13 protein-coding genes are annotated in these 13,483 nt (G+C 29.5%); 3 read left to right on the top strand and 10 right to left on the bottom strand.

Annotation, left to right across the window (positions count from 1 at the left end; genetic code table 11):
- Positions 1-64: 64 nt before the first annotated feature.
- From DMR38_RS10145 to DMR38_RS10120, 6 genes are all read right to left on the bottom strand, one after another.
- Positions 65-1,486 (bottom strand): HAMP domain-containing sensor histidine kinase, encoded by a 1,422-nt coding sequence (locus DMR38_RS10145; protein WP_127721211.1) that lies wholly within the window; start codon positions 1,484-1,486, stop codon positions 65-67.
- Entirely contained in the window at positions 1,487-2,140 is a 654-nt protein-coding gene (locus DMR38_RS10140; RefSeq protein ID WP_127721210.1) for a response regulator transcription factor, read from the bottom strand.
- Between the two features lie 198 nt (positions 2,141-2,338).
- The gene (locus DMR38_RS10135; protein WP_243124544.1) at positions 2,339-3,145 is read right to left on the bottom strand and encodes a hypothetical protein; all 807 of its coding nucleotides are present in this window, start codon (positions 3,143-3,145) and stop codon (positions 2,339-2,341) included.
- Positions 3,146-3,276: 131 nt separating this feature from the next.
- Entirely contained in the window at positions 3,277-3,789 is a 513-nt protein-coding gene (locus DMR38_RS10130) for an isoprenylcysteine carboxylmethyltransferase family protein (protein ID WP_175412980.1), read from the bottom strand.
- Between the two features lie 178 nt (positions 3,790-3,967).
- Positions 3,968-4,372 (bottom strand): hypothetical protein, encoded by a 405-nt coding sequence (locus tag DMR38_RS10125; protein ID WP_127721207.1) that lies wholly within the window; start codon positions 4,370-4,372, stop codon positions 3,968-3,970.
- Positions 4,373-4,398: 26 nt separating this feature from the next.
- Positions 4,399-4,836: a LytTR family DNA-binding domain-containing protein gene (locus tag DMR38_RS10120; protein ID WP_127721205.1), complete on the bottom strand. Its 438-nt coding sequence runs from the start codon at positions 4,834-4,836 to the stop codon at positions 4,399-4,401.
- A gap of 310 nt (positions 4,837-5,146) precedes the next feature.
- Between DMR38_RS10120 and DMR38_RS10115 the strand changes: the two genes are divergently transcribed.
- Entirely contained in the window at positions 5,147-5,596 is a 450-nt protein-coding gene (locus DMR38_RS10115) for a MarR family transcriptional regulator (protein ID WP_127721203.1), read from the top strand.
- Between the two features lie 57 nt (positions 5,597-5,653).
- Here DMR38_RS10115 and DMR38_RS10110 read toward each other — a convergent pair whose 3' ends face one another.
- The 3 genes from DMR38_RS10110 to DMR38_RS10100 all read right to left on the bottom strand — a co-directional run bounded on the left by DMR38_RS10110 (position 5,654) and on the right by DMR38_RS10100 (position 10,625).
- A complete protein-coding gene (locus DMR38_RS10110) occupies positions 5,654-6,121 on the bottom strand; it encodes a MarR family transcriptional regulator (protein ID WP_127721201.1) in 468 nt (155 codons plus the stop codon).
- A 168-nt stretch (positions 6,122-6,289) separates the two neighbouring features.
- On the bottom strand, positions 6,290-7,546 hold the full coding sequence (locus tag DMR38_RS10105; RefSeq protein ID WP_127721199.1) for an efflux RND transporter periplasmic adaptor subunit: 1,257 nt from the start codon (positions 7,544-7,546) through the stop codon (positions 6,290-6,292).
- Positions 7,536-10,625, bottom strand: coding sequence for an efflux RND transporter permease subunit (locus tag DMR38_RS10100; RefSeq protein ID WP_127721197.1), 3,090 nt, complete (start codon positions 10,623-10,625; stop codon positions 7,536-7,538). Before DMR38_RS10100 ends, DMR38_RS10105 begins: the two co-directional genes overlap by 11 nt.
- Positions 10,626-10,739: 114 nt before the next feature.
- Between DMR38_RS10100 and DMR38_RS10095 the strand changes: the two genes are divergently transcribed.
- Positions 10,740-10,946 carry a hypothetical protein gene (locus DMR38_RS10095; protein WP_175412979.1) on the top strand — a complete coding sequence of 69 codons (207 nt, stop codon included), beginning with the start codon at positions 10,740-10,742 and terminating at the stop codon, positions 10,944-10,946.
- A gap of 38 nt (positions 10,947-10,984) precedes the next feature.
- Here DMR38_RS10095 and DMR38_RS10090 read toward each other — a convergent pair whose 3' ends face one another.
- The gene (locus DMR38_RS10090; protein WP_127721195.1) at positions 10,985-11,860 is read right to left on the bottom strand and encodes a LysR family transcriptional regulator; all 876 of its coding nucleotides are present in this window, start codon (positions 11,858-11,860) and stop codon (positions 10,985-10,987) included.
- A 205-nt stretch (positions 11,861-12,065) separates the two neighbouring features.
- Between DMR38_RS10090 and DMR38_RS10085 the strand changes: the two genes are divergently transcribed.
- Positions 12,066-13,310, top strand: coding sequence for an APC family permease (locus DMR38_RS10085; protein ID WP_127721193.1), 1,245 nt, complete (start codon positions 12,066-12,068; stop codon positions 13,308-13,310).
- Positions 13,311-13,483: the final 173 nt, after the last annotated feature.

Raw genomic sequence — 13,483 nt, 5'->3', positions numbered from 1 at the left:
TCTCTTTCTTAAACATGGTATTATAAGTATCAAAATCTCTTGTAAAAATGAAATATTTTCTCTCTTAAAAAATTACCTTTATTGTAGTACCCTCTCTAACCTTGCTTTCTATATCAATCCTAGCATTATGAATTTTAGCAATTTCCACACACAAACAGAGTCCAAGCCCTACACCATTACTAGCCCTTGCCCTGGATTTGTCCACCATAAAAAATGGTTCCATTACCTTTGATATGTCCTCTTCTGGAATACCAATTCCGCTGTCCTTAACTTCTAGTATTATGTTAGAACTGCTATTTTTATATGCTTTTAAATATATTTTATCACCAATTTTAGATGCTTTAACAGCATTATCAACAAAATTAGTTATCATCACCGTCATTAACTCTTTATCCATTGATAAATTTAAATCTTCAGCTGAAATTTCTAAATGAATATTTTTCTTCTCCAATTTTGGCTGCATAGAATCTTTAATTTCAACTAGAAGCTTAAGAACATTTTCACTTTTCATTTCAAAATCTTTTTTTCTCAAAATAATTAAATCCATTAATTTAAAAGCTAATTTTTCTAATCTCTTGCCTTCGCTGTATATATAACTTAAGGAATTTATAAAGGTTTCCTCATCATATTTAGTAGTCCTAAGAAAATCAGCATAACCTATTATAGAAGTTAATGGCGTCCTAAGCTCATGAGCAAGATTATCAATAAATCTCTGCTTATCCTCTAAAACTATCTCTAGTTCATTTATTTTATTCTCCACAACATCTGCCATATCATTAAAATTCTTTGATAATAATCCAATCTCATCATCTGATATTACTTTTACTCTTTCACTAAAATTTCCAGCAGCTATTTTTTGAGTGGTTTTAATTAATTTATTTATAGGATTTACTATAAACTTACTTAATGCTATAGTTACTACAATTAAAATTATACAAACAAATATATTTAATTTTAAAAGAAGATCCAATAAATATTTCTTATTTTCATAAACACTTGAAACATCCTTAACATAAGAAATTTTATAGTAATTATTATCTAAATTTATTTTTTTGCTTATGAATAAATAGTTTTTTTCATCAATATCACGTATTATATACTTCACTTTATTAAGATTAACATTAAGTTCCTCTCTTTTATCTGATATATTCATACTTAAATTAGTAAAAATAACTTTATTGTTGTTATCTATTACCTCAATATATATATCCTGTTTTCCAAAATTATTTAAATATGTACTAATCATTGAATCTATACTTTGTTTATCAAGCTCAGTCTTATAAGCATTAGACTCTTTTTGAATTTTAAATAAAAATAAATTTGATTGTACAAAAGAGCAAAATCTCTGCTCTTCATTTATTCCAGAACTAATTTCTGTATTAAGATTTAGTTTAAAATTGCTGTTAATCAAATATATTGATGAAGGAACAAAAAATATTTCAAATATAACCAAAGTGCATAAAAATATTTTCTCCCAGAATTTCATTTAACCCTCCAGCCTGTATCCTAATTTAAATACAGTTTTAATTTTGTCCTTCCATTGAAGCTTTTTTCTCAATTTTTGTATATGGTTATCTATAGTTCTAGTTTCTCCAACATAGTCATATCCCCAAATTTTTTCTATTAATTTTTCTCTGGTTAATACAACATTTTTATTTTGTACTAAAAACACTAATAATTCAAATTCCTTTAAAGTAAGCTCTACTGCTTCACCTGCTTTCCTGGCTGTCATTTCTTCTAAATTTATCTCTACATCTTCAAAATTTATTACATTAGTATTTTTATCATAGTGTCTAAGCACATTATCAATTCTAGCTAACAATTCAATACCTTCAAAAGGTTTTGTTATATAATCATCTGCTCCAGCTCTAAGTCCATATACCTTATCTGTAACAGAAGTTTTGGCAGTTAAAAATATAACTGGAATTCCTAGAGGCTTTATCTTTTCAAGTAGTGTAAAACCATCAATTTTAGGAAGCATAACATCTAAAAGTATTAAGTCAAAGCTGTCATTTTCAATTTCATTTAAAGCCTCTTCTCCATTAAAAGCTGTTTTACACTCATAATTTGCCATATTTAAATTCAGCTTTATTAAGTTCGATATTGGAAGCTCATCCTCAACAACTAATATTTTTATCATTACCTGCTCGTCCCCCTGATCATTTAAATTTTTTATAATATCAATTACTTTTTAGAGGTCAAATGACAATGAATGTGAGTTTTCCTCCTTCACTGTCATCTGTCAATTGTCCTCTCAAAAAAAGTTATGTTGCAATGTTTTTAAACTGCGAAAGTTGAGTACCTAACAAACTCCATATAGTATTAAGAATTTTATTTACTAATTAATTTTAATTTGTCTAATTTGATTATTGAGGTCCTTTTTCATAGAAGGCAAAAGCTTAATACTCTGTAGCTGATAATATACTACAGAATAATCCTTAAGATTTATTTCAAATTCGGCATCTCTTCCGTCATTTAGCTCACATCTTACTAATAACCTGCCAAAATTAATATTCTTATCCACTTTTATAGTATTACCTTCAATTTTCTTTCCTATTTTTTTGCATAAACTTAAAGTCGCATCTTTAATTCTATTATCATCAATTGCAGGCTTAAAATCCTTATCCGAGTCATTCGTAGCTCTTACACCTATTATTTCGCCTGTTTTCTCATCTATAGAAACAGAATATTCACACATCTTATTTTCATCATAATTTTTAGGAGTGAAAAGAACATATATTATACTCTGATCTTTTGCTTTAGCCATATTTTCTGCATCTACCTTTGCATCTTCTGGATGTTCTTTTGCATATTTTTCCCTTATTTCTTGAAATTTTTTTGCTTCTTCTGGATCTTTGTTTAATCGTTCTGTTTCCTTTACAATATCAGCTGATCTGTCTACTTTAATTTGTGAAAAATAGTTTGCATCCTTTCCCATATAGCTTTTCATAGCTTCTGTTGCTGCTTTAATTGCTTCTTCATCACTCATAGTTCCCTGCTTTAAAGAATTATTACTACTCTTATTTTCTGCTGTTACTACTACATTTTTAGTAGCATCCTTTTTTTGACTTGCATAAGTAACTCCTGAAGCACCTCCTACTACTAATAATGTTAAAACCCAAACTAATATTCTTTTTCTATTCATGATAAATACCTCCAAAATTGTATTTAGTTGTTTAGCATGCCAAAACACCTTTACTACAATATAAAGTATATATTAGAGATATGTAAAAACCATCCTTCATTTGTCACCAAGTTGTAAAATCTCTAAATAGTTTACCATATAAAAGGAATAATTCTGTTAGTATTTTTTTCATATTCCTTATAAATCATTCCAAAACTATCCTCTAAAGTTTTTTCTTCAACCATAATCCTGTACCCATAAACCATAATAATAACAACAAGTGAAGCTATTATACCAACTAAACTTCTAAAACACAATGCAGTACCTACCAAAGACAATATACTACCACTATATGCAGGATGGCGAAGATATTTATAAGGTCCAGTCTGAATTATTTTCTGCTTTGAATTTACTTGTACAGATAATGTAAAAAATTTACGAAGTGTGTATATAGAATATGCTCGTAGAAAAACTCCTGTTATCATAAATATACTGCCTATCCAAAAAAATAATATAGGAATTGTATTAGAAAAAATTTTTCTGCAAATAGGATTTAAAAATATTATAGAACAAAAACCAATAATAATAAAACCATAAGAACCTCTATCATTATTTTTCTTATTTCCTACATTTTTTTTATTGCTCCATTTAATAAAAATCCACATTAGCATTTCGGAAATAATAAAAAATAAAAATATAATTTGAAAAGTATTTTTGAGAATAAGTGTTTCAAAATAAGAATTTCCAAATAAATACACTAACATTCACTCCTTTTATTTAATTAATTATTAACTTTATTACTTAATATTTTGAATTACAGATCTATCCACTTCATTAAATTATTTAACGACGTTCTTTAAGTATTCTATTTATGTAATTTGCATCATTTCTGCTGTTCAAATATAAGCTTAATATAGTTATTCCATAAGTTAATATAAGTATCGTAATAATTTCAATGACATCATATATGGACTCAATTCTAATTAATTTTGTAGGGATTCCCAAAGTAAAAGTTATAATTATAATCATAAATAATTCAAGACTCATATGTACAAACTGTGATTTAACTTGCAAATTTTCCATAAAGTAAAGAATTATTTGTATCAATATAATCATTATAAGCATGCTAGCGTAGGATTTTACTTGAAAGTCCTCTTTATTATTTATAAGACACATAACTATTAATATGGTAGATGCCACTGTATATGCAATACATCCTGCATAAAAATACTGATTGATTTTCTTCATAATTTCTTCCTCCACTTTAAATATACTTATATTTTTAATTTTCTCTTTACATCAGCCACATAACTTCTATTTATAATAAGTTTTTCTCCATTATATAAAGTAGCCAATAATCTCCCATTAATTTGACCCTTCACTTTTTCTAATTTTTTAATATTCATAATGCAAGATTTATTTATACGAGAAAATCTTGTTCCTCTAAGCTTTTCCTCCAATTCATATAATTTCATATTGCTTTGATACACATTTTTTTCACAATAAATATAAGTTCTATTATCTACACATTCAAAATAATAAATATCTCTTGAGGAAATTTTTACATATTCATTTTCTATTCTCCCAGTTATAGTAATTTGTTTTTCAGTAAGACATTCAGTTAACTTTTTTATATATTCATTATTTTCTTTACACAAAATATGAATTTCAACTTCTTGTATTGAAGGGTTCTCAATTATTTTTATTTTCATAGATTGCCTCCTTTAAATCAAAGGATATCATAAGAATTTGCTTATAACAATTATTTTCCACCTAAGTTGCATTTTACACTTGGTAAGTTGCATTTTTCATTTTATTTTTCATAAATTAAAACTTATATAAAGTTGGTTATAAGTATAATTTATTTTTAAATATAAAAAATATTGCTCATTGTTATTGATAAAAAAAGAACTTTTAGTAATAATATTTTTTAACTGCAAGTTATACTATCATTGTAATTTCTTGACTTTTCATTTGTTTCATTATATCATTCAAGATAGATGTTCAAGGGGGAAAACACTTATGAAAAGTAAAGAAGATTATGTTTCTCGTGCACAAGTTGCATTATGGAATACCAGTATAAAAATTGCTGATAACCTTAGAGATTTAACCGAATTTGGAATAACTGAAACACAGTTTAATATGTTGAATTTATTATCAAAAAAAGAATCATTCAAAGTTACAGATTTAGCTGAAATAATGGGAGTTAAGCCAAGTGCCATAACAACAATGATCGATAGATTGACTAATAATGGATTAGTCTGTCGAAGACATGGTGAAAAGGATAGAAGAGCTGTACTAGTTTCTATAACAGATGAAGGAAAAAAGCTACTAAATAGATTTGAAGGAAAATGTCTCAGAGTATTAAAAAGCTATCTTTCCTATCTAGAACCTTATGAATTGGAATCTTTAGCCTCTATTTATGAAAAATTAGGTAAATTAAATATAGATGTAAACAAAAGTGAATATTAATTCCTATACATAGAAAACAGATGAAAGCTCACATTTGACTCGCTTTCATCTGTTTTTTTATTCCATTTTCTTAAATATTCTTTTAGTAACTTCTATTGAATTTAGTAATATTAATAAATCTTCTGATGATAAATTTATAAGTTTATTCTTTAAGTTTTCCTTGACTATTTCTAATATTTCTAAACTATATTCTTTACCTTTTCCAGTAATATTAATATTGATTGTTCTCCTATCTTGTTCATTATGAACCCTATAAACCAAATTTAAATCAACTAATTTATCTATAATAATTGTCATTTGTGGACTAGAAATAGTTAACTTTTTACATAGTTTTGAAATTGGTAAATCTCCTTCCTCATGAAGAATTCCTAACACCATTAATTGATTTAATGGAAGAATTTTAATGGGTTCTGTATTTGGAAGATTTTTAATATATACTGTATCAAGCCTTATAACTTTTTTTAACATCATTGGAAAAAAGGTGATTAAATCTTCAGCTAATGCATCCACAGGATTATTGCACATATGTTTTCCCCCTTATAATTGCAGAATCAACTTATTTTGTTAAGAACTCAAATCTCCACTATCAACTAAAAATATACAATATTTTTTAAATACTGAAGCTTGATAATATATTAAGTGGGATTAGTCGACGTTCCACCGTTGGAATCTATATTATTATAGTTAAAGTACTTATTTAGCTATATTAACCTTATCCCCATTACTTAATAAATTTTGTCCTTCTACAATTACATTTGCTCCTGGTTTTATATTCCCAATTACTTCTGTAACTTTTTCATCAGAAATACCAACATCCACAGATAATTTTTTAACCTTTCCATTTTCAGCTATATAAAGGTAGTTTACATTGTTTTCAATTTTAAGTGCTTCATTAGGGACTGTTAGTATATTATCTTTCTTTTCAGATGGTAATGATACTTTTGCAAACATACCTGTTTTAAGTCCTCCTGTTGAATTACTAATTTTTACTTTTACAGTATAAGAATTATCTTTAGAACTAGAATTAGGACTAATTTTGTCTATTACTCCTGTTACTTTTTTATTGTCCAATGCACTTACACTTACCTGTACAGATTGTCCAACTTGAATTTTTCTAACTACCTTGTCTGGTATGCTTATTTCTGCAGTAAAGCTGCTGCTGTCTATTATGGTAACCGATCCAGATTGACCACCTGCAATTTGACCTACCTTAACATCTTTAACCGATACTACTCCATTAATAGGTGAAGTAATTGAGGCATCATTTAATTGAATTTGAGCAGCATTTACACCTGCTTGGGCTTGTGCTACTTGAGCTGCTGCTGCTTGTGTGGATTGCGGTCCTGATTTTTGAACTATAAGATTTAAATTATCTTGAGCAGCCTTTAAATCTACAGAAGAATTATCATATCTAACTTTTGCATTATCCAAATCCTGTTTAGCTATAGCACCGGAAGCATATAATTTTTGCATTTTTTCGTAGTTGCTTGCAGCATCATTATAAGATATTTGTGATTTTTCAACTGATTGTTCAGCACTTGTTATTTGCTGTTGAAGTCCAGAATCACTTGTTCTTGCCAAATTAGCATTTGAAGCTGCTAAGGCTGCTTGCTGTGATTGAAGTTGTGCTTGAAGCTGTGCTGCATCTAGTGTAAACAATACTTGTCCCACTGTAACTTTGTCTCCTATATCTACATTTACACTAGCCACTTTTCCTCCGGTTTTAGGTAAAACTGTTATTTCTTGGGTAGGATTTAATTTACTTGCATATTCTAACTCAGTAGATATTGAACCAACAGCTACTTTTTCTACTTTTACATTTTTAACATCCTGCTTTCCTTCTGATTTTTTGTTTTTTCCAAAAATAGAAACACACCCAATAACAACAAGTATTAATGCTACACCAACTATTAACTTCTTTTTATTTAAACCATTAATATTAAACTTCATACTTCACAGCCTCCTTATGACTTTTCTTTTTCTTAAATACAACTTTAGTTAAGTCATTCATTAATGTATAAACTACTGGTATTACTATTGGAGAAAGTATAGTTGATGCTATCATACCGCCTATAATTACTATAGCCATACTTTGTTTCATTTCACTTCCTTCACCCATGGATAAAGCTACAGGAAGCATTGAAACTATCATTGTTGAACTTGTCATTATTATAGGCCTTAACCTGGTAACACCAGATTCAATAAGTGCATCCTTTAAGTTCATTCCTTTTTTCATTAATGTATTTGTGTAATCTATTAATAAGGTACCATTTTTAGATGATAAACCTTCAAGCATTATAAGACCAATCATTGACATCAGGTTTAAAGTCTGTCCTGTCAACGCCAGCAAACCAAAAGCACCTATTATAGCACAAGGAAGAGATACCATTCTTATAGCTGGTGTTAAGAAAGACTCATAAAGTATGACTAGTATCATATAAACAAGACACAATGAAGCACCTAAGGCTAATCCAAGAGAACTAAAGGAATCTGCCATATTCTTTTGAGTTCCTCCATAGCTTATACTGTAACCTTCAGGTATAGATAGCGATTTTAATTTAGCTTTTATATCCTTTGTTACTTCTCCAAGAACTCTACCTTGAAGATTTGCACCTATAGTAACAACATCCTGTTTATCTTCTCTAGATATTGATGGTTCACTATCTGCTTTTACAATTGAAGCAACTTCACCTAATGGTATTTGTTGCCCAGATACATTTGTAATTTTTATAGATTTAATATCTTCAGCATTTTTTACCTGACCATTCATAAATTTAATTGTTATATCATTTTCTGTATTATTCACTCTATATACTCCTGCTTTAGTACCTGCCAAAGCAGTTCTTACAGTACTTCCTATATCAGCTGATGAAACTCCATATTGTGCAGCAGCTAAACTATCTATATTTACTCTTAGTTCACTGCTTTTTATATTAGAAGAATTACTTACATCAATAACTCCAGGCACTGCTTTTACTATTTTTTCAACTTGCTTTGATAAATCCTCTAAGGTACTCTGATCATCTCCTTTTATGCTGATAGAAACAGGCTTACTGCTTCCACCACCAGATTGTGATTCTGTTACAGTGAAATCTACTCCAGTCATGGTTTTACCAAAGTCACGAACTTGTGCTGCTAACTTGGTTTGGCTTTTTTTACGTTCATTTTTAGGAACTAAGTTAACCATAATTTCACCTGTAGCCTTATCTGAACTTCCTTGTCCATTTGAGCCAACCATCGTAAAGTAGCTTTTTACTTCTTTCATATTCTTTAAATATTTTTCAACCTGAGTAATTTTTTCATCCGTTTGCTTTAAGGTAGAACCTGGCGTAAGGGCAAGGTCAATAGTAAAACTACCTTGATCAGCTGTAGGTATAAACTCAGATTTTAATATTCCCATTGGTATAAGAGCAATACTGAATACTATACAGATAATAACAGCAGATAATACCTTTTTTCTATGTTCTAAGGACCATATTAGAGTACTTTTATATTTTTCTAGAACCTTGCTAAAAAAGCCATCTTTCTTGATTTCTTTTTCTCTATTTTCTTTTTTAAGTATGCGAGATGAAAGCATTGGTGTAACTGTAAAGGATACTAAAAGGGAAAATATTGTGGCTACTACTATTGTGAGACCAAATTCTCTAAACAACTGCCCTATCATACCAGACATAAGGGAAATAGGTGCAAATACGACTATGTCACAAAGACTTATAGCTACAGCAGCCATTCCTACTTCATCACGTCCATCAATAGCTGCTCTTATAGGATCTTTACCTAAACCTAAATGCCTTTGTATACTTTCTATTACAACTATAGAATCATCCACCAATGTACCTACAACCAAAGATAATCCCATAAGAGACAGCATATTGAGAGTAAAATTAAATTTATACATCATAAAGAAGGTAGCTATAAGTGATGTAGGTATAGCAACTAAAACAACTAAAGAAGAACGAAAACTACGAAAGAATAAGTAAAGTACAACTGCAGTAGTTATAATTCCTTCTATAAGGTTGTGCTGTACTTGCTTTAATGAAGAAGTAATAAAAGTAGTGGTATCAAAGGCAATATCAATTTTAATATCAATTTTAATATCACTTGGAATACCCTTTTTAATTGATTCTAACTGTTTTTTTACACCATTTGCTACTTCTACTACATTGGCATCACTTTGCTTCCCAACTACAATTGCCATAGTTTTTTTACCATTAAATCTTATCTGTGTAGTTGCATCTGGCGCCTCTAGCTTTATTTCAGCAATTTCACCAAGACGTACACTTCCTCCATTTGCTGTGGGCACTAGCATATTTTTAGCATCATCTATACTATGAAATTGACCAATTACCCTAACAGCTTGGTCTTGCTTGTCCTGCTTAATTTCACCAGCAGGTACATTTAGGTTAACTGACTTTAATCTGCCCATTACAGTATTAGTGCTGACGCCGTAATATTCCATAGCAGTTTTATCAAGTTTTATCATTAACTGCTTTTTATCAGCACCCATTAAGGTCACGCTTCCCACACCGGATATTTTTTCTAGCTTTTGTTTTAATATATCAGATTCATTATATAGTTCATCGTAGCTTACATTTCCATTTAGAGAAATTGCTAAAACTGGTATAGCATTAGTATCTAATTTAAGTATAGTAGGCTTATTAGCATCTTCAGGAAGCTTTGATGAAGCATTTTCAACTGCCTTTTGGACATCTGAATATGCAGTGTTTAAATTAGTAGTGGATTTAAAAGTTATTGTAACAGTACCATAACCTTCTTTTGCTGTTGAATTAATTGTATCAACACCACTTATTCCTGATACTGAATCTTCTATTGGTTTTATAACATCTTTTTTAATATCATCAGCACCAGCACCACTGTAAATTGTACTAACCGTTATAACGGGATTATTCATAGATGGTAGTAAATTTGCTCCCATTTTTGAATAGCCAAAAACACCAAGTGCAACTAATAAAATTACTACCATCCACATTGCTGCTGGCCTTTTTACAGATATTTCAGTTATCTTCATTTTTATCCTCCTAGCATAAAGTTGTTAATGTTTAGCACTCATTACAATTTAACCTATATTAATATTTAATGTGTGTTAAATATTAATATAGGTTAAATTGTAGCATTATTTTACATGGAAATCAATAGTTTTTTATTAGATACAAATTATTTCAGTTTAAAAAATGAAGAAACTTTTTCTATTCAAACTTTTGAAATCTCAGAATTGACAAGAAATATATTAAAAGACTGGATACCTATTTTCCAGAAAAAAGGATTGGATTATGGCATAAATATTCCTGAATACCCAATAATAGTAAAGGTCGATCTGAAAATTGAATAGCTAGAGGTTAAGCAACAAAATCTACTATCTTTTGTTGTTTAACCTCTAGCTTCTGATATAATTGCTCGCATTGCAGCTGTTACCCATTTGTTCTTGTGATATAGTATTTGTGTTGTCATATTAAATTTACAACCATCCAAATCAAATCCAACAAGCTCACCATTTTCAAGCTCCTTTTTTACTGTCATAACAGGAAGCAGGGTTATTCCAAGATTACTCATGGTAAAGCTCTTAATTGCCTCAATACTTCCAACTTCCAAGGCTATATTGGGTCTTAAACCTGATTGTTGAAACATTTTCTCAAAAATATTTCTATAGCTGCACCCTTTTTCCGTTACAATTAAAGGCTCATCTTTAATATCTTCTATTGTAACTTGTCTTTTGCTAGCAAGCCTATTTACTGGAGACGTTAAAAATATCATTGGTTCATTATAGGACACACAAGATATCAAATCTGGGTCAACAATTGGTTTATCCAATATAAATGCTAAATCAACTATATTGTTTTTAAGCATACTTCGTAAATCTGAACAAACACCTATTTTAATTATAACTTCCACTTCAGGATATTTCATATGATAATTTTTAAGCAATTCTGGGAGTCTCATAGTACATAGGGATTCTACAATCCCTATTTTTAGAATTCCACAGGGAAGATCTATATCACTTACTGCCTCTTTAGCTTCCTCTGTAAGGCTTATTATATTTTCTGCATATTTAAGAAGCACTTCACCCTTTGAAGTAAGATGCATTTTTCTTCCAATTTTTTCAAAAAGTTTTACACCAAGCTCTTCCTCTAAAAGTTGAATTTGTGTCGTAATAGTAGACTGGGCATATCCTAGTTCCTTTGCCGCCTTAGTATAACTTTTCAAATGAGCAATTTCAGAAAATGTCCTTAGATTTCTAAATTCCATATCATACCTCCACTTACTTCAATAAAATTGAACTGTACTTTCAAATAATTCAATTTTATTAATAGTTAATCTTATGCTACTATAAATTTATTGGAAATTCAATGAATTTTTTAAGGTAAGCTTTTTCAAAAGTATACTTGTTTTAATTATGACGCGTCTTTGAATCTATTATTAAAAATAATATTATGTCATTAGGAGAAAACTTATGAATAAGAGTAAAAATATTGGAACAATAACACTTTGTGGTCTTATAATAGGCCCGGTACTGGGATCAGGAATAGTTCTGTTACCACCTCTTGCCTACAAGCTGATTGGAAAATGGGCAATACCAGCCTGGATTATAATAATGCTGCTTGGCATTATATTTGCCTATGTTTTTGTATTTCTAAGCTTGAAAAGTCCTGGAAATGAAGGCACTGCAATTGCTGTTGGAAATGCATTTGGAAATTTTTTTCGAGAATTGACTTCAAACTTTCTTACAGCTGCAGTTTGTTTTGGACCCACAGCAGTTTTAATTACAGCTGCAAACTTTTTAAAAAGCTTTAGCATATTTTCAAATATTAAAGTTGAAATGATTGCATTTGGAATGGAAATTATATGTGCTCTAATTCTTATATGCGGTGTAAAAACTCTGGCAAAATTTACTTTAATTTTAACAGGACTCACAGCTGCACTATTATTTTGTGGAAGCATATATACCTTGATTTTTGCTTCAAATGTACATGCACCTGAAACATCATTTTCTTTTTCTAAGTTTAGATATACCCTTTTGCTTTTATTTTGGGCAATAATAGGATGGGAAATCATAGGAAACTATATAGAAGACATAAAAAATCCAAAAATGACACTTATAAAAGCGATGACAATCAGTCTTATAGTTATTATAAGCTTATATTTTACTGTTGCAGTTTCTGTACAAAATGTATCTTCAAGCAATCACGATATACTAGCAATCATGACCCCACTATTTGGTTCATTTTCTCTGCCTATAATTACTCTTGCTGCATCAGGACTATGTATGTGTACTTATCTTATGATAGTTGGAGGAGTTTCAAGAATGAGTGCAAAGCGTGCTGCAAACAATAAGCTACCCGTTTATCTCTCATATGTAACCAAAAACGGAAGTCCCATCAATGCCATAGTAACACTTGTATGTATACATCTTGTAGTTTTATCTCTAGCAGCTGCAAATTTTTTAAGTTTGGACAGGATTGTAACCTGTGCTAACGTATTTTTTCTATCCAATGCAATAGTTGGTTTAGCTGCTGGATTTAAATTACTTCACAACATTAAACTCAAAATTGCAATTTCAATACTCATTATATCATTTACACTATTGTTATTTAAAGCAGCTTTATGGAGTATTTCACTTTTAATTATAGTTATACTTTTATCTTTATATAGCAACAAAAAGGTTAACAAGCAGAAAGTCCCTAGTTCCTGCGGTTAAAATACAACTAATTCAACTTTCACACATGTAAAATTTTAGATTTTCTATAGTGTTAACGTAAGAAATTCATCCATAATTATGCTAAGAAATATGCTGCCAAAATTGAAAGCACATTTAAAAACTTTTATATAAGTGTCAGCTGGGTATTTTAGAAAGTCTTAGAAGCTTAGATA

The organism is Clostridium sp. AWRP, from assembly GCF_004006395.2.
In the GTDB taxonomy this organism is placed as follows: Bacteria; Bacillota; Clostridia; order Clostridiales; family Clostridiaceae; genus Clostridium_B.
This window is presented reverse-complemented; position numbering and strand designations above follow the sequence as displayed.

Excerpts from the sequence above, each read along its gene's own strand:
- DMR38_RS10145 (WP_127721211.1), bottom strand. The coding sequence starts at position 1,486 with ATGAAATTCTGGGAGAAAATATTTTTATGCACTTTGGTTATATTTGAA.
- DMR38_RS10140 (WP_127721210.1), bottom strand. The coding sequence starts at position 2,140 with ATGATAAAAATATTAGTTGTTGAGGATGAGCTTCCAATATCGAACTTA.
- DMR38_RS10135 (WP_243124544.1), bottom strand. The coding sequence starts at position 3,145 with ATGAATAGAAAAAGAATATTAGTTTGGGTTTTAACATTATTAGTAGTA.
- DMR38_RS10130 (WP_175412980.1), bottom strand. The coding sequence starts at position 3,789 with ATGTGGATTTTTATTAAATGGAGCAATAAAAAAAATGTAGGAAATAAG.
- DMR38_RS10125 (WP_127721207.1), bottom strand. The coding sequence starts at position 4,372 with ATGAAGAAAATCAATCAGTATTTTTATGCAGGATGTATTGCATATACA.
- DMR38_RS10120 (WP_127721205.1), bottom strand. The coding sequence starts at position 4,836 with ATGAAAATAAAAATAATTGAGAACCCTTCAATACAAGAAGTTGAAATT.
- DMR38_RS10115 (WP_127721203.1), top strand. The coding sequence starts at position 5,147 with ATGAAAAGTAAAGAAGATTATGTTTCTCGTGCACAAGTTGCATTATGG.
- DMR38_RS10110 (WP_127721201.1), bottom strand. The coding sequence starts at position 6,121 with ATGTGCAATAATCCTGTGGATGCATTAGCTGAAGATTTAATCACCTTT.
- DMR38_RS10105 (WP_127721199.1), bottom strand. The coding sequence starts at position 7,546 with ATGAAGTTTAATATTAATGGTTTAAATAAAAAGAAGTTAATAGTTGGT.
- DMR38_RS10100 (WP_127721197.1), bottom strand. The coding sequence starts at position 10,625 with ATGAAGATAACTGAAATATCTGTAAAAAGGCCAGCAGCAATGTGGATG.
- DMR38_RS10095 (WP_175412979.1), top strand. The coding sequence starts at position 10,740 with ATGGAAATCAATAGTTTTTTATTAGATACAAATTATTTCAGTTTAAAA.
- DMR38_RS10090 (WP_127721195.1), bottom strand. The coding sequence starts at position 11,860 with ATGGAATTTAGAAATCTAAGGACATTTTCTGAAATTGCTCATTTGAAA.
- DMR38_RS10085 (WP_127721193.1), top strand. The coding sequence starts at position 12,066 with ATGAATAAGAGTAAAAATATTGGAACAATAACACTTTGTGGTCTTATA.